Below are 23,682 nucleotides of genomic sequence, written 5' to 3'. Positions count from 1 at the left end.
TAGCCTATGGCCCTGTTTTCAAGATCGGGCGCTTCGTGTTGCCGCAGCCTGCAACCTTGTTCGAAATGCCGCAACAAGTGCGGGATGCGAACAATCGGTGTTGGCGACAGATCAGATCAGCGCTTCGATCAGGAAGGGTCCCGGCCGCTTCATCGCCGCGGCAAAGGCATCGGCAAAGCCGGCGCTGTCACTGACACGTACGGCCTCCACCCCCATGCCTCCGGCAAGCTGCACCCAGTCGAGTGCGGGATTGTTGAGGTCGAGCATGGAGAAGGCCTTGCTGCCCGCCGTGCCCGCGCCCACGCCCTTCAGTTCCTCCACCAGCACCTGATAGGCCCGGTTGGCAAAGATCACGGTGGTGACATCCAGCTTTTCCCGGGCCTGCGTCCACAGCGACTGCAGCGTGTACATGGCGCTGCCATCGGCCTGCAGGTTCACCACCTTGCGGCCCGGGCAGGCGATGGCGGCGCCGGTAGCCACCGGCATGCCGTCGCCGATAGCCCCGCCGGCCAGCTGCAGCCAGTCATGCGGCCGGGCACCATCAAAAAGCGCGTAATGCGGAAAACCGGCGCTGATGGTTTCGTCACTCACAATCGCCCCTTCGGGTAGCAGATGCGCCACCGTCCGCAGCACGGCTTCGGCGCCGAAGGCGGCATTACGCTCCAGCGCCGGATAAAGCCGGGGGCCCGGTGCTGCGACAGGGCCGGAGGCAACAGCGTCCGCCAGCGCTTCCAGTGCCGCTACACCATCTTCATGCGGATGGGCCAGCACCAGCGGGCGGCAACCCGGCGGGGTCAGTTCGCTCGGCTGGCCCGGATAGGCAAAGAAGGCAATCGGCGCCTGCGCACCCACAAGGATCAGCGTTTCGGTGCCTTGCAGGAAGGCGATGGCCGGCTCTGGCCGGTAAGGCAGCCGCTCCACCACCACACGGCCCGCGCCACGCTCCACACGCGGGGCAAAGGTATCGCATACAAGCCGGGCGCCGGTGGCCGCCGCAATCCGGGCCGCCGCCGCCAGCCCTCGCCCCTGCAGCGCCGCTCCGCGCAGCAGAAAGGCAACCTTGCCGCCGGTACGCAGGGCGGCAACGCTGCGGCCGATGGCCCCCTCGCCGACCGCCGCCGGCCCTTCCACCGGCAAGGCCGGCGCCACCCCGTCCGCCGTATCCCAGGCACTGTCCGCCGGCAAAATAAGGCTCGCGATCTGGCCCGGCGCCTGCCGGGCGGCCTGCACCGCTCGCGCCACATCGGCCGCAGCATTCGCCGCACCGCGCACCCGCGCCACCCAGTGCGATACCGGCCGGGCAATCGCCTCCACATCGGAGGTCAGCGGCGCGTCATAGCGCTGATGCGCCGTGGCATGATCACCGATGATATTGACCATGGGCGTGCCCGCCTTGCGGGCGTTGTGCAGATTGGCAACGCCATTGGCGAGGCCCGGGCCCAGATGCAGCAATGTTGCCGCTGGCTTGCCGGCCATGCGCGCATAGCCATCCGCCGCGCCCGTCACCACCCCTTCGAACAGCCCGAGCACCGCGCGCATGCCCTCCACCCGGTCGAGCGCGCTGACAAAATGCATCTCCGAGGTGCCCGGATTGCCAAAACACACCTCGACCCCGCTCGCCAGCAGGGTCCGCACCATGCTTTCGGCGCCGTTCATCGGGATGGAGAGGGTTTCAGTCATCGGCTTTTCCGTTCAGCTCTCTGCAACGTCAAATCAGGTTCGGCAGGGAAAATGGCACAGGGCCGGTGGTCACGGCAGGATAAAATACCGCTGGCAGGCAGGTGCCTGGGCATCCGGCACCGTGGTTGCCATGCTATAGTGTTGCGGCTCTGATATCGGCAGGGGCTGCCATGGAAAATCGCAATAAGACTACCCTCTCGAATAATTTCGAAGTTGTTGTTCCTGAAGCTATTTGCCGCGCCCGGCACTGGCAGGCAGGACAGGAATTTGTATTTCTGCCCAAGGGTGAAGGGCTGCTGCTTATCCCGGTCCCTGATCGGGACAGCCTGCATGGAATGGCGCGCCACGCTCGAACTGAAGGTTTCCGCGATCGTAATGGGCATGAATGACGATCTCGCCATCCTCTTTCTGCACGCCTTGCCGCTTGATGGCAGCATGTGGGATGCGTTTGGCGGCATACTTCCCGGCGCCACCTACGCACCGACGCTTTATGGTTATGGCGCCTCGCTGGAAGAGTGGGCCAAGGCGGCTCTCGAACCGGTCAAACAGCAAAAGCTGATTGTCGTCGGCTGTTCGGTTGGCGGTTCCTGTGCCATTGAGGTAGCCTCCCTGGCGCCGGAGCGGGTTGCTGCTCTCGTGCTTATCGGCACCAAAGCGGCCCATCGCCACGACCCGAATCTGCGAGACAGCGCTCTTGCGCTTCTGGCACAAGGCGATGTCGTGCCCGCCTGGCGGCGCTACTGGGCGCCGCTTTTTTCACAAGAAACCGCCGCCCCTGTTATCGCCGCAGCAAGCGCGGTTGCGTTGCGCCAGGGTCGACAGGCGCTCTGCAACGGCATCCTTGCCTTTCACAGTCGCCTCGACCGGTCAGATATCGTCCGCAGGCTTGCTGCTCCGATTGTGGTGATATCGGGCGAGGATGATACGGCGCCGGGCCCACGCCACAGCGCGCAATTGGCCAATAGCGCACAGAAGGGCACGTTTTTGCCGGTGCCCCGCTGCGGGCACTATGTGCCACTCGAACAACCGGCAATTCTCCTGAACGTCCTGCGGCGGGTAATTGCAGACGTCACGGCTGCGCCACCGCAACCGTCTGCCCTCGCCGGTCAAAACGCGCTATAAGCCGCTAATCATCACTCGAACTCCCCCGCATCCTTAAGGCAGCAGCCCCATGCATTTGCGGCTCCAGATCCTGGCGCTGGCAATCGTCCCGCTGGTCGTTGCCATTCTCGCCATCACCGCCTTCATCACCTGGCAATCGACCAATCTTGCGCGCGCCAGCATCGAGACCTTCGAGCACCACATGCTGGAGGCCAAGCAGGCGGAGCTGGAAAAACTGACCAAGCTCGCCCTCTCCTCCATCCAGGATATCTATGATGCGGCCGGGCCGGATGACGAGGCGGCGAAGGAGAAGGTGAAGCAGATCCTCGGCAATATCGAATATGGCGAGGACGGTTATTTCTTCGTCTACGACTATAACGGCCTTGGTGTCGTGCACCCTCGCCAGCCTTTCCGCCCGGGCAAGAACTGGATCGATCTCGTCGACCCGGATGGCAAGCATGTCATCGCCCAGTTGATCGAACGGGCCAGGGAAGGCGGCGGCATCTTCCGCTACAAATGGGAAAAACCCTCGACCGGCGAAGTTGCCGACAAGCTTTCCTACGCTGTGGGGCTCGACAAATGGCACTGGATGCTGGGCACCGGCGTCTATCTGGATGACGTGTTTGCCAAGACCCGTGCGGCCGATGCCGATCTGCGCGCCACCATCACCCGCACCTTCTTTACCGTCACCATCATCGCCATCCCCTCGGTGCTGCTGGTCTTCTTTACCTGCATGTTCATCAATGTACGCCAGCAGCGCCTTGCCGATACCAAGCTCAAGGAACTGACGCAGCGCGTCATCGATACCCAGGAAGAAGAGCGCCTGCGCATCGCGCGCGAGCTGCATGACGGCATCTCGCAGAACCTCGTCGGTGTGCGCTACGCGCTCGATCTGGCCCGAAGGCGCGTGACGGCGGAAAGTCCCGAGGCACTTGCCGCCATAGAAAAGGGCGCCGGCGCCCTCAACGACGCCATCAAGGAAGTACGCCGCATCTCGCACGATCTGCGCCCCGGCGTGATCGATGACCTCGGCCTTACCACCGCGCTCAAGGCGCTGGTGGAGAATTTCTCCGAACGCAACAACATCCCCGCCACGCTCGACAGCGTAGCCTTCAAGCACATGCTGGTGCCGGAGGCGCGCATCGCGCTGTACCGCGTGGCGCAGGAAGCCCTTACCAATATCGAGCGCCATGCCGGGGCCACGGCGGTGACCGTGCGTTTCTCCAGCCAGCGCGGGCGTATCCAGATGCAGATCAGCGACAATGGCCGCGGCTTTGCCGCCACCGACAAACGCCGCGCCGGCCTTGGCTTGCGCAACATGCAGGAGCGCATGGCCCATTTCGGCGGCCAGTTGCTGGTGGAAAGTTCGGCCAAGGGCACCACACTGACGGCGCAGCTGCCCGTCGGAACGCTGATGGCACGGCCGGCAGCAGGAGAAGCCGCATGACGGCCCAGACGCAAAAAACCGCCCTCGCCCCGCAGCACCCGATCAAGGTGCTGCTCATCGACAATCACCCGCTGGTTCTGGACGGGCTGCGCGCCATCCTGGAGACCTATGACCATCTGGAGGTGGTTGGCGCTGCGCCGCTCGCCACCACCGGCCTTGAGGTGGCGCTCGCCACCCGGCCGGCCGTGGTGCTGATGGATATCAACATGCCGCAGGTAAACGGCATCGATGCGCTGGAGCTTTTCCGCGAGCAGTTGCCCTCGGCCCGTGTGCTGATGCTCTCGATGCATGACAGCCGGGAATATATCTCCACCTCTGTCATGCACGGGGCCTGCGGCTATATCCTGAAGGACGTCTCCACCGACGAGATCGTCAAGGCTATCGAGGCGGTTGCCGCCGGTGGCACCTACTTCTCCGCCGGTGTTTACGATGCCCTGCTGGAGCGTAACCGCGACGAGCGCGAGGCCATCGTGCTGACGACGCGTGAGCAGGCCGTGCTGCTGCTGATCGCCACCGGCAAAAGCAACCGCGATGCCGCCGCCGAACTCGGCATCAGCGAACACACCGTCGAGACCCATCGCAAGAACATCAAGAAAAAGCTGGGCATCGGCACCACGGCGGGCCTTACCCGCTACGCCATCGAAAACGGCCTCGTCGACCGCTCGCTTTAAGTCACCCCGTCCAAAACAAAACCGCCCCGGAATTGCTTCCGGGGCGGTTCTTTTTAAAGACCTGACAGCGGCAGGTTACTTGCCGGCCGCCTGGGCTGCGTAGTTGTAGCTGTCATAGGTGTATTCCGCGACACGGAACCACTCCATGGCTTCCTGGCGGAACTTCTTCCAGCCCGGATACATCTTGCCCCAAGCCGGGGACTTGGTGCTGTACTCGTCATAGAGCTCGAACGCCGTCTTGTACGCGGCATCCATCACGTCGCGCGGCAGCGGACGCAGCTGGGCGCCCTTGCCGACGAGCGAGCGGATCGCGTCCTTGTTCTTGACGTCGTAGAGGGCCTGCATGTTGATGTTGGCCGCTTTACAGGCGGTATCAAGCGCCGCCTTGTAGGCGTCCGGCAGGGCCGCGTACTTGTCCTTGTTGATGTAGAAGTGGATGGTGAGGCCACCTTCCCAGTACGCCGGGTAGTAGTAGTACGGCGCGATCTGGTAGAAGCCGAGCTTCTCGTCATCGTAAGGACCAACCCACTCGGCGGCGTCGATGGTGCCACGCTCGAGGGCCGGGTAGATTTCGCCGCCCGGCAGGACGACGGACACGGCGCCGAGGCGGGACATGACTTCACCGGCAACGCCGGCGATGCGCATCTTCACGCCCTTGAGGTCGGCGAGGCTCTTGATTTCCTTGCGGAACCAGCCACCCATCTGCACGCCGGTGTTGCCACCCGGACGGCCTGTCAGGTTGTAGGCGGAGAGGAAATCGTCATAAGCCTCGTTTCCGCCGCCATGGTAGAGCCAGGCGTTCTGCAGACGGGAGTTGAGGCCGAACGGAATGGCCGAACCGAGCGCGAAGGCCGGGTCTTTGCCGACGAAGTAATAACCGCAGGTATGCGCGATCTCGACGGTACCGTCCTTGACCGCGTCCAGCGCCTGGCCGCCCGGAACCAGCTCACCGGCCTGGAAGACCTGGATGTCGAACTTGCCACCGGTCATCGCGCGCAGCGCATCGGCCATCACCACGGCGCCGCCGTAGATGGTGTCGAGGTTGTTCGGGAAACCGGAGGTGAGGTGCCACTTGATTTCCGGCAGCTCGTCGGCCTGGGCCTGCTTGGCTACGCTGACTGCGGTTGCTCCCAGCGCCGCAGCGCCGGCAACGGCGCCGCCGCTGAGGAAACGCCGGCGTCCGATCGAATTTTCCATCATTCTCCTCCTGTTGGGTCTTATCGTTGCCTGGTTGGAAGGGGCCGGAAACTCAGTTGGCCCCGGGGCCGCTAGTTACCCTGACCGCCGGCCGGCTGGCCGAAGGCAGGGGGCGGAAGCGGATTGACGGGCTCTGCCTCGGGGGCAGGAGCCGGCGCGCCGAAGCTGGGCGCCGGCAGGGCGTCGCCACCGGCGGGAGCACCAAAGCTCGGCGCGGCCGGAGTGTCGCCCGGTGCCGGAGCCCCGAAGCCGGGGGCACCGAACGGGTTGGCGCCATCGATGCCCGGCATCGGGATGTTGATCTGCACCTTGGACGGATCGACCACCGGCCGGTTGTCCTTGTAGTGCGTCACCAGACCGGGGAAGGCGATCACGACGATGATCATCGCCAGCTGGATGAACAGGAACGGGATGGCACCCATGTAGATCTGGCCGGAAGTGATCGGCTGGATCGTCGCCCCCGTCACGCGGTCCTTGTAGGCTCTGGTCGGGGCGACCGAGCGCAGGAAGAACAGCGAGAAACCGAAGGGCGGATGCATGAACGAGGTCTGCATGTTGATTGCCAGCATGACACCGAACCAGATGAGGTCGATGCCAAGCGCGTCGGCAACCGGCGCCAGCAGCGGAATGATGATGAAGGCCAGCTCAAAATAATCGAGGAAGAAGGCCAGGAAGAAGACCAGCAGGTTCGCGACGATCAGGAAGCCCACCTCGCCGCCCGGCACCGAACCCAGCAGATGCTCGACCCAGATATGGCCATTGACGCCATAGAAGGTGAGCGAGAAGACGCGTGCACCCAGCAGAATGAAGAGCACGAAGGCCGAAAGGCGGGTGGTGGCGTAGGTCGCCTGCCGGATGAGGTCGAACTTCAGGCGGCCATTGATGGCGGCCAGGATCAGCGCGCCGACCGCACCCATGGCCCCGCCCTCTGTCGGGGTGGCAAGGCCGATGAAGATCGTGCCCAGCACGAGGAACACCAGCACCAGCGGCGGCACCAGCGAGGTCACCACCTTGCGAGCAAGCTGCCAGCCCTTGAGCGTGCGTGCTTCCGGCGGCAGGGCCGGCACCTTCTTGGGGCTGATGATGGAGTTGACGATGATGTAGAGCGTGTAGGCGCCCACCAGCACGAGGCCTGGGTAAAGCGCCCCCTCATACATGTCGCCGACCGAGCGGCCGAGCTGGTCGGCCAGGACGATGAGCACGAGGCTGGGCGGGATAATCTGGGCCAGCGTTCCCGAGGCCGCGATGACGCCGGCGGCGATCTTCCGGTCGTAACCGTAGCGCATCATGATCGGCAGCGAGATGAGCCCCATCGAGATGACCGAGGCCGCCACGACGCCGGTGGTCGCGGCAAGCAGCGCGCCCACGAAGATCACGGCATAGGCGATGCCGCCGCGGATCGACCCGAAGAGCTGCCCGATTGTCTCCAAAAGCTCTTCCGCCATCCCGCTTTTTTCCAGGATGAGGCCCATGAAGGTGAAGAACGGGATCGCCAGGAGCGTCTCGTTGGACATCTGGCCGAAGATGCGGTCCGGCACGGCGCCGAAGAGGTTGATCGGCAGAACACCGAGCTCAATGCCGATGAAACCGAAGATGAAGCCGATGAAGGAGAGCGCAAACGCTACCGGATAACCGAGCAGCAGGATGACGATCAGCCCGGCGAACATGATCGGCGCAAGATTGGCCGAAAGGAACTCGATGATCACTTTATGTCGCTCCCCGTTCCTTAGTGATGAGCCGCTTCTGCGTCGTGCTCATGCGCGGGATCAGGGATATCGCCCCTGAGAATGGCAATGCGCTTGATGAGTTCGGAGAGGCCCTGCACCCCGAGCAGCCCGAACCCCAGCGGGATCAGCACCCAGGCCGGCCACATGATGAGGCCGCCGGTATTGCTGGAAACCTCGCCGGAGAGGAATTTGTTGATCACGACCGGCCAGGCTAGCCAGGCGGTGATGCCGCAGAACGGGAAGAGGAAGAACAGCGTGCCGAAAATCTCGACCCAGAGCTGCCCCTTGCGCGGCAGGCGGCCATAAAGCAGATCGACCTTCACATGCTCGGAGCGTTTAAGCGTCCAGGCGGCGGCCAGCAGGAAAGCGGCGGAGAAGAGATACCATTGCAGCTCAAGCCAGGCATTGGAGCTGAGCGCAAAGAGCTTGCGGCTGATGGCGTTGCCGGCGCTGATCAGGATGGAAGCAAAAATGAGCCAGGAAACAGCCTTGCCCACAAATGTACTGATCGCGTCGATCGCCCGCGACAGCGCCAACAAAAACGGCATCGTCTCCTCCCCTTTCGAACCTGGCCGCCGGTGAAACGAAGGTGCGCGCCGGTAAAGGCGCAGCAAAGCGGCTGGTCCGTTATCGGCAGACCATATGGAGACACGTCCGCACGCACAAGTTGGCTTGAAAACTAGTTTTCGGAATCTACCGGGAAGTGGGTAGGCGGGTATGCGAGGGGGAAGACCGGGCCGTCAGTCGGGCAACAAACCCAGCGCCGCCACGGCTTCGGCCATCTTGATCGCGGCGGCCACGCCATCGATCACCGGCAGGCCAAACTGGCGCTGCAAACCCGCGGCCCGTCCCGTAAGGCCGCCGGAACCGAGGATGATGGCCTGGGCGCCTTGCTCCTCGATCGCCAAACGAATGGCCGCGGCGATCCGCGCATCAGCGAGGGCCGCCGCGCCGGCGGCCGCAGCGACGCCAATGCCGGCGGCAACCACCCCGCAGAAAGAGCCAGCTCCCAGCCCATGCACCATGTTTTTGATGGTCGGCACCGCCGCCGCGACCGTGGTCACGATGCTGAAGCGCGACGCCACCGTTCTGGCTGCGGCGATGCCGGCCTCGCAGGCGCCCACCACCGGCATGCCGGCCACGGCCCGCGCCTCTGCAAGGCCGAGATCCTCAAAACAGGCAAAAGCAAGCGCGTGATAGCCTACCGCCCGATGCCGCCGTATCAGATCGAGCGCCCGTGGCAGTGCCGCCGCCTTGTCCGCCGCCGTCTCGATTGAGAACGGTCCTTCTTGCGGATTCACCACCGTCACTCTCGTGTCAGGGCCGACCAGCTCTTCCGCCACCCGCTGGACATGGCGGGTGACCGCCGGGTTGGTATTGGGATTAATGACCAGCAACCGCAGCAGCCGAGCGGGCGCTTCCTGCGCCGTCATGGGAAGGTTCATCACCGCCCCGCCAGAGTTTGCGGCAGCCAGGTGACGATCTGCGGAAAGACCATCAGCAGAACGGTAAAACCCGCCATCAGAACCACGTAGGGCAATGCCCCGCGCGTCACATCCGAATAGGGCCCGCGGTCGCGCCGGATACCCTGCACGACAAAGAGGTTCATCCCCACCGGCGGCGTAATCAGAGCAATCTCGCACATGATGACGATGAAAATGCCGAACCAGACCGGGTCGATGCCGGCGGCAACGACGACCGGAATGACGATGGGCACCGTCAGCACCAGCATCGACATCGCGTCCATGAACGTGCCGAGCACGACATAGAACACCAGCAGCACGAGGAGCAGCGCCAGCTGGCTGAGGCCGAAGGAGGCGATCCAGTGCGTGATCGCCTGCGCCGCCCCGGTCATCGAGATGGTCACGTTGAGCAGCAGCGAGGAGACGAGCACGATCATCACCATGCCGCTGGTGCGTGCGGCCTGCAGCGAACAATTGGCCAGCAGCTCCCAGCTCAGCCGGCCATTGAGGCCGACGAAGGCGAGCGCGATCATGACGCCGATGGCAGCGGATTCCGTCGGGGTGGCAAGGCCGCCATAGATGGCACCCATCACCACGCCAAAGATGATCAGAGGCGGCACCAGATGGCGGGCAAGGCTGAGCTTTTCCCGCCAGGGCATGGTCACAAGCGCCGTCGCTTCGGCCCCGGCCCTGGCATGGGCAAAGAAGATGTAGACGGAGAAAAGCGCTGCCATCAGCAGCCCCGGCACCACGCCGCCGGCAAAAAGCTCTCCCACCGAGGTGTTGGCGAGCGACCCGTAGACGAGCAGATTGACGCTCGGCGGAATAAGGATGCCAAGCGTTCCGCCCGCCGCCAGCGACCCCAGCGCCGGCCGCATGCGGTAGTTATATTGCTCCAGCGCCGGCAGGGCGATGGTGCCAACCGTGGCCGCCGTAGCGACGGAAGAGCCGGACGTGGCGGAAAACAGGGCGCAGGTGGCGATGTTGGTATGCAGAAGGCCGCCCGGCAGCCGCGCCAGCCAGACAGCCATGGCGTCATACATCCGGTCGGCAATGCCGCCGCGCAGCAGCAATTCACCCAGCAGCATGAAAAGCGGGATCGCCAGCATGGATGGGCTGTTAAGGCTCGACCAGATAACGCCGCCCATCATGTCGACGAGTGGGGCGCCATACATGAGATAACCGCCAAGGGCCCCGACCGCGATGATAGCAACCGCCACCGGCAGGCTGAGAAACATGATCACCAGCATGGCGGCAAAGCCGATGGCAACGAGGGCGATGCTCATCGGGAAAATTCCTCGCGCTTCTTGAGATCGTCGAGCTCCGCCTCAAGCTCGGCCTGGGCGGAAACGGGGCCAAAACCGGCCAGCAATCCGCGCCAGTCCCGGCGCAGCAGCAGGCTCGCCGCCTTTGCCGCCAGGATGAGGGCGCCGGCCGGAAAGGTGAGCATTGCTGCAAGCCACAGCAACTGCGGATAGATAAGCGGCGTTGCCCAGGGCGTCTGCGCAATGGAGTTGTAGGCCTCGGTCTCGATGACGGTATCAAGGGTGAAATAGAGAAAATATCCGGCGAGCAGCAGCATCGAGAAAGCCGACAGGGCGTTCAGCACCGCCTGCACTGGCGGCCTCAGCAGGTTTGCAAGTTGATTGATGCGGATATGCGAGCGCTCGACGAGGGCCACCGTAAAGGCCAATGGCGCCGCAATCGCGATAGCATACCCGCCCAGCTCGTCCACCCCGCCCAGGGTGAAGGAAAAGAGCTTCCGCAGCAGGGTTTCCAGTGTGATGAGCGCCGAGAGGGCAATCATCATCACGCCGAAGACCACTCCCAGGAAACGGGCATAAGTCTGCATGGCTCCTCTCCCTGACCTTGCGGCCTTACATGCCCAGCTGCGCGCCGATGGATTTGCGCCAGGCGGCCTCGCAGTCCGGCGCCACGGCATTGCACTGTTTGGCCCAGATCGGTAGCGACACCTCGCCGACCGCCGCCGCAACCAGGTCAAGGTCTCCGGCAGGCACGGCCACCTCCTTCAGCTGATAGGGCTTGCCGCGCTCGCAAGGCGTCTTGCCGGTGTTGCAGCGCATGGCATCCTCATAAAGCGCCTGCGAAAAGCCCCAGATATCCGCGGTCAGGCCGCCGATGGCATCTGCCAGTTTCTGCTGCTGGTCGGGGGGGAATTTCGCCCAGCTCTTGAGATTGACGGCATAACCATTGACGGCCAGTTGCAGGGCAACCGGCAGTACGGTGGTCGTCACTTCCGGCCAGCCGCCGGAATTGGCTGAAGCCGGGCCGGTAATGGCACAGTCCACCACGCCGCGCGCCAGCGACTGCTGCACCTCGCCGAACGGCAGCGAAATGCCGGTGGCGCCCAGCTTGGCAACAAAACTCGCCGCGCTCTGGTCGCCCACCCGCACCTTCAACCCCTTGAGGTCGGCAAGGCTGCTGACATCCGGTTTGCAGAACACCACCTGCGGACCTGCCGGCCACACCCCCAGCAGCTTGGCCCCGAACTGCTTTTGCAGCCGCCCGTCCACATACCCTTCAAAGGCGGCCATATGCTTCTTGCCGGCCTCGAAGCTGGTATTGAGGCCGACGAGATCGAGCCCGAGGATCGAGGGTTCGTCGCGGCTCACCTGCGGCCCACGGATCGAGACGATGTCGAAAAGGCCGGATTTCAGCACCCGCAGCCCATCCGTATCCGGAATGCCGGCCACATCGACCGGCAGATACTCAACCTTGATGTCGAGGCCGGTTTTTTCGGCCAGCTTCTCGAAGAATGGCTGCTCCTTTTGCTGGGCGATAAGGCCGGAACCGGAAGGCTGGCCCAACACCCGCAAGGTGATGGTTTCGGCCGAGGCCGGCAGGGCAAGTGCCGGAAGGGCGAGGGCAAGAGTGGCGGCGGCAGCCAGAAGGCGGTTGAGCATGTGATTTTCCTTTCAAGGCCGGGCGTCCCTGCTCCCGGCAAGAAGTTCGAAGTCACGCTGTCAGCGCCGCATGAGGGGCGCAGGCTGGACAAGACGGCTTCAAGCCGGCCTTGCGCTCCTTGCCACGCTTCCCCTGCATCTTGCGCTTTGACGCACCATCTGGAAACGCATTTTTCATGCCATTGAATATGAAACTATAATTTCACGTTGTATTACAATGCGCTGATCCAGGATCGTAGTCCGAGACCCCGTGGAACTCAAATTTCTTATGGCTAATAAATAGCCGCTGATTTCGTGCAGATGCCCAAAAGGCGCTCACAGCTCCTCAAGGCTGTCATTGAGCGCCTCGATATCCCGCAGACGGCGACGGCCCTGTATATCGGCCTTCTCGATCAGGCGCGTGGTCAGCAGATGGCAGAGCGCCATGACGGCTGTATGGTTAAAGAGCGGCCCCGGGGCCAGCGTCTGGCAGCGAAAATGCCAGGCCGCGCCCGGGCGGTAGGCCACGCCCTCATCGGTTATATAAAGCAGCTTCGCGCCGGATTTTTCGATCTGCTCCAGCAGCAGATCGCTGCGCGCTACCCGTCGGCGCAGGCCCAGCACAATGACCACGTCTTCCGGACGCAAACTGACGAGATGTTCCCCGAGCGTCTGGCCCGGTCCGGGAATGGCCACGATTTCTTCGAGGACCTGAGTCATCTGCCATTGCAGATAGGCTGCAAAGGGCTGGCTGGCACGAAAGCCGATAACCCACACCTTACGGGCTTTGAGGATCGCTTCGGCCGCCGCGCTCACCTGGCCTTCGGTGATGGCAAGAAAACTCGCCTCCAGATTGGCGATGCCCTGTGCCACATGGGCGGCGATCGACTGCTCGCCGGCAGCATCGGTTGCCGTGGTCAGGAACAGGCGTGAGCCGGTTTGCTTCTCCACCCGTGCATGGCGCCGCGCTTCTTCATAATTGGCGTACCCCAGCCGCTGCACAAAACGGGAAACTGTCGCTTTGGAGACATGCGCCAGCGCCGCCAGCTCCTGCGCGGAATAACTCGCCAGCTCTCCCGGGAAATCGCAGACAAACTCACCAAGCCGACGCTCTGCGGGGTGCAGTTCCGGCAATATCTGACGCACCCGCGTGAGGAAGGAGCGTTCCTTGAGAGCCATCGGACACCCTATGAAAATCCTGTTTCACGGGCATGCACTCTTCGGTCTTGCGGCCCGCTTGGCAAGCAAAAGCCGCTGCCCCGGGATCTATCCGGCGAGCCGGGAGGCTCCCGGCGGATAGCCCACCACCCGCTTGAAGGCCCGGCTGAAGGCGGCTTGCGAGCCATAACCCAGCCGGGCGGCGGCGATATCGATGGGCATGCGCTCGCGCCCGATCCACTGGCTGGCAAGGCGCATGCGCAGTTCGGTGAGGTAACGTAGCGGCGTTACGCCGGTAACGGAGAGGAAACGTTCGGCAAAAACCGAGCGGGAACTGCCCATCTCGGCCGCCAGCTCCGCAACCGTCCAGTTGCGGGCCGGGTCGTGATGCAGTGCGGCGATCACGCGGCCAAGGCGCGGGTCGCGCAATGCCTCCACCCAGCCGGTGGCATCGCCGCAGCCGCACTCCACCCAGCCGCGCACGATGGCCGCGGAGACCACTTCGGCCAGGCGGGAAAGGATGCCGGCATAACCCGCCCGGCGCAGGCGCACCTCGCGCTCCATGGCCTCCAGCATCGGCAGAATTTCGGGGTTGCGCTCCAGAATGGTGTCGACCCGCATCGCCTGCGGCATCAGCGCCACCAGCGGATGCATGCCGCCCAGGTCAAACTCCATGCAGCCGCTGAAGAGAACCGTCTTGCCGCCGGCGCATTCCTCCGCCGTGCAGGCCTGAACGGCACAGACGCTGGGGCAGATATCGACACTTTCGAAATCATGGATATCGCGGCTCGGTGCGTCGGGCGCCGACAGCACCTCATGCCGACCGCCCCGGGGCAGGAACACGGCCGTGCCCACCGGCAGCAGCGATGCCTCCCCTTCCCCGTCCAGCCGCAGGAAAGCTTCTCCCCGCGCCACGAAATGAAACTGCGCGCGGGCATCCGACACCCCGAAGGTAAGGCCGAAGGGCGGCGCAATCTCGACACGGCGATATTGCAGGCCGGTAAGGCGCATACCGTGCAGCAGGTCGCTGAGCAGATCGGCTCCCGTCACCATCATGGCCAACCTTTTATGGTTTCGGACGAATGATCAATCATTTCGGAGTTTGTGGCATGGAACGTCCGAAAAATCCACCCTACCTTCAGGACATCCGACATTTGCTTTTGCCTGAAAGGATTTTTTGCGAATGAGCGAATGCGAATGCATCGACCGCGTGCTGACCGGCCCCGCCGCGCCGCACGCCCCGGCCTGGAGCGCCGTCGCCTCGGTCACGCTCGGCGTTTTTGCGCTGGTAACGGCCGAGTTTCTGCCGGCGAGCCTGCTGACGCCGATGGCCGCCAGCCTGGGCATCAATGAAGGGCTTGCCGGGCAGGCGGTGACAACAACGGCCGTCGTTGCCCTGGTGACGAGCCTTGTCATCGCCACCCTCACCCGCAAGCTCGACCGGCGCTATCTGCTGCTCGGCTTTTCCCTGCTGCTGATCGCTTCCAACCTGATGGTCGCCTTTGCGCCTGGCCTTGCCCTGCTGCTTGTCGGCCGGGTGCTGCTGGGTATCGCCATCGGCGGGTTCTGGACCATGTCAGCCGCCACCGCCATGCGGCTGGTGCCGGAGGCGATGGTGCCGCGGGCGCTTTCCATCATCTTCAGCGGGGTTTCGGCCGCCACCATCTTTGCCGCCCCGCTCGGCAGCTATCTTGGCGGCATGCTGGGCTGGCGCAACATCTTCCTGCTGGCAACGCTGCTGGGTGTGCTTTCCTTCATCAGCCAGCTGCTGACGCTGCCGCGCATGGCCCCCAGCGGCCATACCCGCCTGCGTACCCTCGTGGAAGTGCTCGGCCGGCCGCGCATCGGCCTTGGCATGATCTGCGCCATGCTGGTCTTTACTGGCCACTTCGCCCTCTTCACCTATATCCGGCCGTTCCTGGAAACGGTGGCGGGCGTGGGCATCGAAGGGGTCTCCGGCATCCTGCTCGGTTTCGGCCTTGCCAATTTCCTCGGCACCTTCCTTGGCGGCATCATGGCCGGGCGCAGCCTGCGCCTGACCCTGAGCTTCATGCCGCTGGTGATGGGTGCCATCGGCCTTGGCCTAGCCGCCCTCGGCAACTCGCCAGTAACGGACGCTGCCATGGTCGCGCTCTGGGGCGCTGCCTTCGGCGCCGTGCCGGTTGCCTGGTCCACCTGGCTTACCCGTACCGTGCCGGATGAGGCGGAAAGTGCCGGCGGCCTCCTGGTGGCGGCCATCCAGCTTGCCATCGCTCTCGGTGCTGCGGCCGGCGGCGCCATCTTCAACGCCGCCGATGTGGTCAGCGTCTTCAGCGCCAGCGGCGTGGTGCTACTGCTCGCCGCCCTCGTCATCGTCACCGGCGTACGCAGCCATCCGGCAGAGGCCGCCTGAACTCTCTGGCCCCGGCCACCAGAACGCCCTGCCCTCACCGGCAGGGCGTTTTGTCATGTCAGCCCCGCGTCCTTCACACCGTGGATGGTCTTGCCGATATCCGTGAAAGGCTGGCAGCCTGACGACTGGTTAGCGCCGGAACCAGAACAGAGACCTGTCCAGATGTTCGAGATAGCCTTTACCGGGGTGTCGAAAGATTACGATGCCGCTTTCGCAAGCGCCGTTACCTGCCATGACGCCTCCGGCGGGGTGCCGAACCTTCCCGCAGAAATCAGGGCCCGCATCACCGCGCTGGTCACTACCGGCGTAAAGGGCGCAACCGCCGCCGATATGGATGCCCTGCCGAACCTGCGCCTGATCTGCTGCGCCGGCACCGGTTATGAAGGCGTCGATCTTGCCGCCGCCAACGACCGCAAACTGCCGGTGACCTATGGTGCCGGCACCAATGCGCCGGTCGTGGCGGATCACGCCATGGGCTTGCTGATCGCGGCGATCCGCCGGATACCGCAGAATGACGCCTATGCCCGTGCCGGTGGCTGGCGTGACACGTTGCCGCCCCGGCCGGTCGTCAGCGGTCGCAAGCTCGGCATTTTCGGCATGGGGATGATCGGGCGCGCCATTGCCCGCCGCGCGGAAGGGTTCGACATCACCGTCAGCTATTGCAGCCGCAGCCTGAAACCGGAGCTCCCCTACCGGTTCGTGCCCACACTTCTGGACCTGGCGGCCGAGGTCGATGACCTGATCTGCGTGGCGCCCGGCGGTCCGGAGACCCGCCACGCCGTGAACGGCGCTGTGCTCGAAGCGCTGGGGCCAAAGGGATATCTTGTCAATGCCGGTCGCGGCAGTATCGTCGATACCGCAGCGCTGATAGAGGCGCTGAGCACGGGAAAGATCGCCGGCGCGGCGCTGGATGTTTTTGAGGACGAACCCGACATTCCTGCCGCCCTGCGCGAACATCCCGATGTTGTGCTGTCTCCGCATATTGCCGGCGTGGCGATAGAAACCCAGGCGATGTCCGTCAAACTCGTCCTCGACAATATCCGGTCCTTCCTGGAGACCGGCACGGTTCTGACCCCGGTTCCCGGGTCGATCGCCTACGGGGCATAAAGCCCGCTGCCGCCTGCCCTAACTCTTCACCAATGCCGCAATCCGGCTGCGCAGCCAGCGCTGCCCGGGATGGGCATCATTGCGGCGATGCCAGACGAGCTGGAAAGGGATTTTCGGCAGCTCCAGCGGTGGCGGCAGGATGATGAGCCGGTCCGCAAGGCCAGAGGCGGTCACCACCCCTTCCATCAACGTCGCCACCAGATCGCTTGATGCCACGATGTGCGGCGCCACATGCATTTGCTGCACGGTCAGCGCCAGCGTCCGCTTGAGGCCGAGCCGCGCAAGCGCGGCATCCACCAGCCCGTACCGTTCATTTTCCGGCGACACCAGCAGATGCGGCAGTCCGGCATAAGCCTCCAGCGGCAGCGCGCCGCCGGTTGCTGCCGGGTGCCCCTTGCGCAGGATGCAAACGAACCTTTCCTCAAACAGTGGCAGCGACAGGATGCGCCCACCGGTCACGCCGGTTATCGGCACGCCGATGGTCGCATCCACCTCCCCCGCATCCAGCAGCTGCAAGGCCTCATCCCGCCCGGTGAAGCTGCGGATGCGCAAGCCCGCCAGCGGCGCTTCCTGCCTTATTGCCTCCACCAGCCGGGGCAGCAGCTTCAGGGCCGGATGATCCGGCAGCCCCAGCGTGAAGGTGGCGGGGCTCGTCGCCGGATCGAAGCTCTGGGTGAAGTCCAGCGTGCGCTGGATATCGGCAAGCGCCTGACCGAGCGGTCCGGCGAGATCAAGCGCCCGCGGCGTGGGCTGCAACCCGTCGGGTCCGCGCACCAGAAGTTCATCCTTCAAAAGTGCGCGCAGCCGCGCCAGCGCCGCGCTCATCGCCGGCTGGGTGCGGCCAATACGGGCGCCGGCCCGCGTCACGCTGCACTCGGCCATCAGCGCGTCAAAGGCGACCAGCAGGTTGAGATCGATGCCATGCAAATCCATAGCATTGATGTTCACACATACTTCCTATCGATTTCAATTATGTCGGAGCGGCTCCTAGTTTTCAGGAACAGCCGCTCGGCAAAAAACCGGAGCGGCGCCCCTGATCCCGAAGGAGGTCCGCCATGAGCGCCCTTTCCCCCTCCGCCGTTATTGCCGGCATTGATGACGCCGATAGGCAGATCGTTCTTACGCTCTATCGCGCTTTCAGCGAAAACCGGCCCGAGCTGATGGACGTGGTTGCCACGCCCGACTGGCAGGACATTCCCCTCGCCCCCGGCCAGCAGCAGGGCCGCGACGGTATCAAGCCGCTGATCGGCGCCTTCAAGGCCGCCTTTCCGGATATGGCGATCACCATCCACACCCTGATTGCCGCTGGCGGCAATGTCGCCGTACGCGGCGAGATTACCGGCACCCATCTGGGCGACTGGTTTGGCGTGCCGGCCACAGGCCGCCGCTTCAGCATGCCCATTCACGAGTTCCACCGGGTGGAAGGCGGGCGCATCACCCACACCTGGCATCTTGAAGACTGGTTCGGCTGGTTCTTCCAGATGGGCATCAACCCGGTCGGGGGGCTTGCAGCATGACCATGGCCCTGCAACTGGCGGATTATGAAACCCCCGCCCGGCTGAATGACATCACGGTGCCGGCCCCGCAGGCGGGCGAGGTACAGGTGCGAGTTCACGCCGCCGCGCTCAACCCGCTCGATATCAAGCTCTGGCGCGGCTGGCTCAAGGAGTGGTTTCCCCTCTCCTTCCCCTACACTATCGGCAGCGATTTTTCCGGCACCATCGCGGCCATCGGGCTGGAGGTGACGGGCTGGACGGTCGGAGACAAGGTGATCGGCCGCGCCGATCCGGTGGCGGGCGGCGCCATGGCAGGCCTCGTGACCTTGCCCGCAAGTTTCATCGCGCCGGCACCGGCCAGCCTTGATCTCACCGAGGCCGCCGGCCTGCCGACAGCTCTGCCCACCGCCTGGCAGGCCCTGCATGAGGTCGGCAAGGTCAAGGCCGGGCAAAAGCTGCTCATCCATGCCGGAGCCGGCGGCATCGGCAGCTGGGCCATCCAGCTGGCACGGCTGGCAGGCGCCGACGTTACCGCTACAGCTTCAGGCGACGGGGTGGAGATCGCCCGCAAGCTAGGCGCGCATCAGGTGATCGATTACCGGCAGGAGGATTTTACCCGCCTGTCCGGCTTCAACACCGTGCTGGATACGGTGGGCGGCGAAACGCAGCAGAAATCGCTCGGCGTGCTGCGCCCCGGCGGCCTGCTGGTCGCCATCGCCCATCCGGCCGATGAAGCGGTGGCAAAGGCCGCCGGCGTCGAGACGGCTTTTGTCTTTCACCAGAATGACGGCGCCCGGCTGGCAAGACTGGTGCAGCTTTTCGAGGAGCAGAAGCTGACCGCCCTTACTGACAGTCGCTTCGCCCTCGCCGACTTCGCCGCCGCCCTTGAGCGTCAGGCCTCCGGCCGGGCGCGCGGCAAGGTGATTATCGAGATCGACTGACCGGCCTCGCCTCCCTCAAAAAAACGGCCTGTCACCAGGATGCGCAACGGTGACAGGCCCAGGGAGGTCTACGGCTGGTGTCTGGATCAGAACGCGGCTTGCCCGAACATGGTGTTGGGGATGATGAGCGCGATCTGCGGGAAGGTAATGATGAGGGCAAGGCCCACGATCATTGCCAAGAGGAAGGGCATCACCCCGGCGAAAATGGTGCTCATCGGCACCGTCTCGGCGACGCCCTTGACCACGAAGACATTGAGGCCGACCGGCGGGGTGATCATGCCCATCTCGATCATGATCACCGCCACGACGCCGAACCAGATCGGGTCGAACCCCAGTGCCTTGATGACCGGGAACACGATGGGCAGCGTGATAACGAGCATGGAAAGCCCGTCGAGGAACATGCCCAGTATCACATAGGCGATGAGGATGAGGATCAGCGTGCCATAGGCGCCAAGCCCCAGCGTATTCATCGCATCGCCCAGCAGCGCCGGGATGTGCGTCAGCGCCAGGAACGGGTTCAGCACATTGGCGCCGATCACGATCATGTAGAGCATCGCCGAGGTCTTGACCGTATCCATCAGCGCCTTGCGGAAAGCTTCGAAGCTGAGCGCCCGCTTGAAGAGGGCAATGAGGATAACGGTCGCCGCCCCGATGCCGGACGCCTCCTCCGGCGTGAAGGCACCGACATAGATGCCGCCGATGGAAACGAAGATGACGATGATAAGCGGCAGCGCCTCCCCAAGCAGCTTGAGGCGGCGGGAGAACGGCATGGCCTCGCCGCGCGGGCCGATGGACGGATTGAGCGTGGTGACGATGCCGATGGTGAGGATGAAAAGCGCCATCATCAAAAGGCCCGGCAGGATGCCGGCCATGAACAGGCGCCCGATGGATTCCTCGGTCAGGATCGCATAGATGACGAAGCCGGTTGAGGGCGGGATCAGGAAGCCGAGCGTGCCGCCGGCAGCAATCGCGCCGGTCGAAAGCCCGTCACCATAACCAAGGCGCCGCATCTCCGGCAGCGCCACCTTGCCGATGGTGACGGCGGTGGCGACGGAAGAACCCGAGACAGCGGAAAAGGCAGCGCAGCCGATGACGGAAGCCGCAGCAAGTCCGCCGCGCATGCGCCCGACCCAGGCAAAGGCCGCATCATAAAGGCTGCGGCTGAAGCCGGCGGCCGAGGCGACATTGCCGAGCAGGATGAACATCGGAATGACGATGAGCGAATAGGTGGAGACGGACGAGTAACTCTCCGTCAACAGCAGCGCGCCGGCACGGTGCACGCCATTGAGCGCACAGGTGCCGAAAAAGCCGACCAGCAGCATGGCAAAGGCCACCGGCGTGCGCAGTACCATCAGGACGAACAGCGCGGCAATGGCGACAAGCCCGATCTCGGTGCCGGTCATTTGGGGCTTCTCCAGCTCGCCAGAACGAGCAGCAATTGCAGGATGAACAGGGCCGCGCAGCAGGCCATGCCGAAAGCGATGAGGCCGTAGAAGGGCCAGATCGGCAGGCCCAGCATGTTGGTGGCATCGCCATAACGCCAGGCATCGCCCGCCTTGGCGAACGCCCGCAGCACCAGCACGATCAGCACGCCGGCCGCGAGTGCCCGGGAGAGGATGTCACCGAAAAACCGGCCGAAACGGCCGATGGCATTGTCCAGCACATCCACGCGCACATGGGCATCGGTCGAAGTGGTGTAGGGCAGGCCCATCATCACCACGGCAACCGCCAGCAGCTGCACGATCTCGTTGGTGCCGAGCACCGGCGAGGAGAGGACGTAGCGCAGCACGACGCTGTAGGCGATGACGAGGACCATCGCCATGATGCTGATGCCCGACAGGGCACCGAGCCAGAAGGAGGCTCTGTCGGCGAATGCCGACAGAGCCTTGAGACCGGAAGAACGCGACATTCCTGGTTACTTCGCCATCATCGCGGAGATTACCTTGTCGGCCGGAACACCGGCAGCCTTGGCCTCGGCCACAACCTTGTCGCGGGCCTTGGCGGCAGCCTCGTCGAACGGTTTGGCCTCTTCCGGCGTCAGCTTGATCAGCTCCTTGCCGGCCATGGTGCCGAAGGCGTCAACGCCGTCGCTGGCGGCCTTGAGCTGGGTCTGGTTTGCCATGGTCGAGACCTCGCGGCCCACCTTAAGAACGGCCGCCTGCTGGTCTGCCGAGAGACCCTCGAAGCTGTCCTTGTTCATGACGATGAAGAAGGGGGAGATCGTGGTCTCCATACCCACCGTCAGGTAGTTCGCCACTTCACCCAGTTTGAAGGCTTTGGTGCCGGTGCCATCAATGAGCGCGCCGTCGATCACGCCGGTCTGCATCGAGTTGTAGATTTCAGACACGGCCATCGAAACCGGCGTGCCGCCCCAGGCCTCGACGATGAGGCCGGCATTGCGCGACGGCACGCGGATCTTCATGCCCTTGACGTCGGCCAGCGTGCGTACCGCCTTGTTGCGGGTGTAGAGAATATTGGTGGAGTTGGTCCACAGGCTGACCAGCTGCACGCGCTGATATTCGCTCTTCAAGAGGTCGATGTTTTTCCACACCGTGTCGGTGCCGGTCGCCTCATCCAGGACGCCCGGCAACTCGGTCAGCAGCGTGAGCGGAAAATTGGCGGCAGTGTAGCCCTGCAGGCCAACGGCAAGGTCGGCAACGCCATCCACGGCGCGGGAATACTGCTCGACCGGACCCGGCCCAAGCTCGCCGCCGCTGAACACATGCACGGTGATGTCACCGCCGGTCGCTTCCTTCACCTTCTCGGCAAAAGGCTGGAACGCACCCTTTTCATAAGGGTTGGTCGGCGGCATGAAGTTGGCGAGGGTCAGTTCCTTCGCGCCGGCAACTGTCGCAAAGGTGCTGGCGGCCGTAAGCGCGACAAGGCTGACACCGATAGCAAAAGAGGTCCGCCGGACCAGTCCGGAGATCTTCATCATTTCCTCCCAGGGTTATTGTTAGGCCGGGTGGCACCGACCCCTTGTTTTTCACGACTGCGGGGCGCGGGCACCGGGTCTTGCCCGGCCGGTTGCCGTCTGGGGTGCGCGGAATGCACACCTGCCATGCGGGTTCGTCTGTTGTGCTCAACTCTTGCCGGGAAACCGGAGCGCCAACCATTTCGAAGCAGGGTGCTTCGCATAAGTTTGCGCTATAGCGCCCCGGCAAACTTAATTCCGGGGGCATGGATCCTCAGGCAAAAACGCGGAAACCTGCGACTTCTTCTCAGGCGCCAAGCAGGTCGAGAAAAGCCTTCTGGGCCGCGGTAGGCATCCAGCTGCGCCGGGCGGTAATGCCAATGGGGCGGGAGGTATCGGCCATGGCAAAGGGCACTTCGACCACCAGGCCATGCCGCTTTTCCGCTTCCGCCTGCAGGCGGGAAATGAAACCCAGATGGTCGCTTGCCAGCAGCACCTGGCGCATCAGCATAAGCGATCCGGATTCCACGATGCTCTTCGGCCCGGCCTCCCCCAGCGGCTCGAACAGCCGGTCGAAGAAATTGCGCGCGGGAATGCCGCGTGGCCCCACCACCCACGGGCAGGCGGCCAGATCCTCCAGGCGGATCGGGCGTTTGTTGAGGATGGGGTGGTCCGGCCGGGCGATGATCACCAGGCTGTCGCTGAACAGTGCCTGCTGCACCACATCGCCGATGGGCGGCGGATCCCGCAGCGCGCCGATGAGGAAATCGATATCGCCGCGCCGGAGACCGGTCAGCAGATCGGCATAAGGCCCGTCCAGCACCCGGATGGCAAGATGCGGGCGCGTCTTGCGGAAGGCGGCGATGGCGGAGGGCAGCAGATAGGAGCGGGACAGCGGCATGGCGCCGATGGTGATGCGCCCCCCCTCGCGCCCGCCGGCTTCCGCCAGCTCCATATCCGCCTGCGCCAGTTCGGCAAAGGCAAGGCGCGCGGCATCGGCCAGCGCCTCGCCATAACGGTTGGCGATCATGCCATAGGCCGTGCGGTCCAAAAGCCGGCGCCCGGCTTCCTTCTCAAGCTCGCCCACCGCGCGGTGCACGGTGGGCTGGGCGATCCCCAGCTCCCGCGCGGCAAGGGTAAAATTCTCGGTATCACGCACCGCAATCAGGCCGCGCAGCTGCGCGGTCGTCGCCGTCAGGCGCAGGCGCGGGGCAAGGTCCTGCATCGCGCCGTCAAGCAGATGGAAGGCGCGTCTTACGCGGCCCGCCAGGATCTGGCCGGTGGCATTGACGAACAACCCCTGCGGCGAGCGGTGAAAGAGCGCAAAACCCAGCTTGCGCTCGATCTTGGCAATGGCCTGGGTGACCGCGGGCTGGGAGAGAAAACACAGCTCCGCCGCCCGGGTGATCGAGGCATGATCGACCACGGCCAGAAATACGCGCAGATGGCGCAGATTGAGTTCCATCCTGTCCGGGCGCCCTTCTC

General features: G+C 64.2%; 23 protein-coding genes. 8 read left to right on the top strand and 15 right to left on the bottom strand.

Features of this window, described 5'->3' with window-relative positions; genetic code table 11:
• Window positions 1-111: 111 nt before the first annotated feature.
• A complete protein-coding gene (locus QTL98_RS21180) occupies window positions 112-1,656 on the bottom strand; it encodes an acetolactate synthase large subunit (RefSeq protein ID WP_445682901.1) in 1,545 nt (514 codons plus the stop codon).
• Between the two features lie 194 nt (window positions 1,657-1,850).
• Between QTL98_RS21180 and QTL98_RS21175 the strand changes: the two genes are divergently transcribed.
• From QTL98_RS21175 to mctR, 4 genes are read left to right on the top strand one after another with little or no spacing between them, the layout of a single operon-like run.
• The gene (locus QTL98_RS21175; protein ID WP_445682804.1) at window positions 1,851-2,069 is read left to right on the top strand and encodes an AbrB/MazE/SpoVT family DNA-binding domain-containing protein; all 219 of its coding nucleotides are present in this window, start codon (window positions 1,851-1,853) and stop codon (window positions 2,067-2,069) included.
• The gene (locus QTL98_RS21170; protein ID WP_445682803.1) at window positions 2,011-2,802 is read left to right on the top strand and encodes an alpha/beta fold hydrolase; all 792 of its coding nucleotides are present in this window, start codon (window positions 2,011-2,013) and stop codon (window positions 2,800-2,802) included. The genes QTL98_RS21175 and QTL98_RS21170 overlap by 59 nt, the downstream gene beginning before the upstream one ends.
• Before the next feature lie 49 nt (window positions 2,803-2,851).
• A complete protein-coding gene (mctS, locus tag QTL98_RS21165) occupies window positions 2,852-4,228 on the top strand; it encodes a two-component system sensor histidine kinase MctS (RefSeq protein ID WP_445682802.1) in 1,377 nt (458 codons plus the stop codon).
• On the top strand, window positions 4,225-4,899 hold the full coding sequence (gene mctR / locus QTL98_RS21160) for a two-component system response regulator MctR (protein WP_445682801.1): 675 nt from the start codon (window positions 4,225-4,227) through the stop codon (window positions 4,897-4,899). The genes mctS and mctR overlap by 4 nt, the downstream gene beginning before the upstream one ends.
• A 75-nt stretch (window positions 4,900-4,974) precedes the next feature.
• Here mctR and QTL98_RS21155 read toward each other — a convergent pair whose 3' ends face one another.
• The 9 genes from QTL98_RS21155 to QTL98_RS21115 form a co-directional block, all read right to left on the bottom strand.
• Window positions 4,975-6,096, bottom strand: a complete 1,122-nt coding sequence (locus QTL98_RS21155) for a TRAP transporter substrate-binding protein (RefSeq protein WP_445682800.1) — start codon at window positions 6,094-6,096, stop codon at window positions 4,975-4,977.
• Window positions 6,097-6,167: 71 nt separating this feature from the next.
• The gene (locus QTL98_RS21150) at window positions 6,168-7,799 is read right to left on the bottom strand and encodes a TRAP transporter large permease (protein WP_445682900.1); all 1,632 of its coding nucleotides are present in this window, start codon (window positions 7,797-7,799) and stop codon (window positions 6,168-6,170) included.
• Between the two features lie 23 nt (window positions 7,800-7,822).
• Entirely contained in the window at window positions 7,823-8,371 is a 549-nt protein-coding gene (locus QTL98_RS21145) for a TRAP transporter small permease subunit (protein WP_445682799.1), read from the bottom strand.
• Window positions 8,372-8,563: 192 nt separating this feature from the next.
• Entirely contained in the window at window positions 8,564-9,256 is a 693-nt protein-coding gene (locus QTL98_RS21140) for an aspartate/glutamate racemase family protein (RefSeq protein WP_445682798.1), read from the bottom strand.
• A gap of 11 nt (window positions 9,257-9,267) precedes the next feature.
• Complete coding sequence (locus QTL98_RS21135) at window positions 9,268-10,572, bottom strand: TRAP transporter large permease (RefSeq protein ID WP_445682797.1); 1,305 nt, start codon at window positions 10,570-10,572, stop codon at window positions 9,268-9,270.
• Window positions 10,569-11,138, bottom strand: coding sequence for a TRAP transporter small permease subunit (locus QTL98_RS21130; RefSeq protein ID WP_445682796.1), 570 nt, complete (start codon window positions 11,136-11,138; stop codon window positions 10,569-10,571). Before QTL98_RS21130 ends, QTL98_RS21135 begins: the two co-directional genes overlap by 4 nt.
• A gap of 25 nt (window positions 11,139-11,163) precedes the next feature.
• Entirely contained in the window at window positions 11,164-12,210 is a 1,047-nt protein-coding gene (locus tag QTL98_RS21125; protein ID WP_445682795.1) for a TRAP transporter substrate-binding protein, read from the bottom strand.
• 315 nt (window positions 12,211-12,525) lie between these two features.
• Complete coding sequence (locus QTL98_RS21120; RefSeq protein WP_445682794.1) at window positions 12,526-13,368, bottom strand: MurR/RpiR family transcriptional regulator; 843 nt, start codon at window positions 13,366-13,368, stop codon at window positions 12,526-12,528.
• A gap of 87 nt (window positions 13,369-13,455) precedes the next feature.
• Window positions 13,456-14,403: an AraC family transcriptional regulator gene (locus QTL98_RS21115; RefSeq protein WP_445682793.1), complete on the bottom strand. Its 948-nt coding sequence runs from the start codon at window positions 14,401-14,403 to the stop codon at window positions 13,456-13,458.
• A gap of 127 nt (window positions 14,404-14,530) precedes the next feature.
• Between QTL98_RS21115 and QTL98_RS21110 the strand changes: the two genes are divergently transcribed.
• Both QTL98_RS21110 and QTL98_RS21105 read left to right on the top strand, forming a co-directional pair.
• Entirely contained in the window at window positions 14,531-15,739 is a 1,209-nt protein-coding gene (locus QTL98_RS21110) for an MFS transporter (protein WP_445682792.1), read from the top strand.
• Window positions 15,740-15,901: 162 nt separating this feature from the next.
• Window positions 15,902-16,846 (top strand): 2-hydroxyacid dehydrogenase, encoded by a 945-nt coding sequence (locus tag QTL98_RS21105; RefSeq protein WP_445682791.1) that lies wholly within the window; start codon window positions 15,902-15,904, stop codon window positions 16,844-16,846.
• Window positions 16,847-16,864: 18 nt separating this feature from the next.
• Here QTL98_RS21105 and QTL98_RS21100 read toward each other — a convergent pair whose 3' ends face one another.
• Entirely contained in the window at window positions 16,865-17,779 is a 915-nt protein-coding gene (locus tag QTL98_RS21100) for a LysR family transcriptional regulator (protein WP_445682899.1), read from the bottom strand.
• 122 nt (window positions 17,780-17,901) lie between these two features.
• Here QTL98_RS21100 and QTL98_RS21095 point away from each other — a divergent pair, with 122 nt between their 5' ends.
• The gene (locus tag QTL98_RS21095; protein ID WP_445682790.1) at window positions 17,902-18,363 is read left to right on the top strand and encodes an ester cyclase; all 462 of its coding nucleotides are present in this window, start codon (window positions 17,902-17,904) and stop codon (window positions 18,361-18,363) included.
• On the top strand, window positions 18,360-19,283 hold the full coding sequence (locus QTL98_RS21090; RefSeq protein ID WP_445682789.1) for an NADP-dependent oxidoreductase: 924 nt from the start codon (window positions 18,360-18,362) through the stop codon (window positions 19,281-19,283). Before QTL98_RS21095 ends, QTL98_RS21090 begins: the two co-directional genes overlap by 4 nt.
• A gap of 86 nt (window positions 19,284-19,369) precedes the next feature.
• Here the strand turns inward: QTL98_RS21090 and QTL98_RS21085 are convergent, their stop codons facing one another.
• From QTL98_RS21085 to QTL98_RS21070, 4 genes are all read right to left on the bottom strand, one after another.
• The gene (locus QTL98_RS21085) at window positions 19,370-20,686 is read right to left on the bottom strand and encodes a TRAP transporter large permease (protein WP_445682788.1); all 1,317 of its coding nucleotides are present in this window, start codon (window positions 20,684-20,686) and stop codon (window positions 19,370-19,372) included.
• Complete coding sequence (locus tag QTL98_RS21080; RefSeq protein ID WP_445682787.1) at window positions 20,683-21,192, bottom strand: TRAP transporter small permease subunit; 510 nt, start codon at window positions 21,190-21,192, stop codon at window positions 20,683-20,685. Before QTL98_RS21080 ends, QTL98_RS21085 begins: the two co-directional genes overlap by 4 nt.
• 6 nt (window positions 21,193-21,198) lie before the next feature.
• Complete coding sequence (locus tag QTL98_RS21075) at window positions 21,199-22,218, bottom strand: TRAP transporter substrate-binding protein (RefSeq protein ID WP_445682786.1); 1,020 nt, start codon at window positions 22,216-22,218, stop codon at window positions 21,199-21,201.
• Window positions 22,219-22,504: 286 nt separating this feature from the next.
• Window positions 22,505-23,662: a LysR family transcriptional regulator gene (locus QTL98_RS21070; RefSeq protein WP_445682785.1), complete on the bottom strand. Its 1,158-nt coding sequence runs from the start codon at window positions 23,660-23,662 to the stop codon at window positions 22,505-22,507.
• Window positions 23,663-23,682 lie beyond the last annotated feature (20 nt).

This window comes from Radicibacter daui, from assembly GCA_030657355.1.
Lineage (GTDB): Bacteria > Pseudomonadota > Alphaproteobacteria > Radicibacterales > Radicibacteraceae > Radicibacter > Radicibacter daui.
Note: the sequence above shows the minus strand (reverse complement) of the source record. Positions and strands in the feature narration are given on the sequence as shown.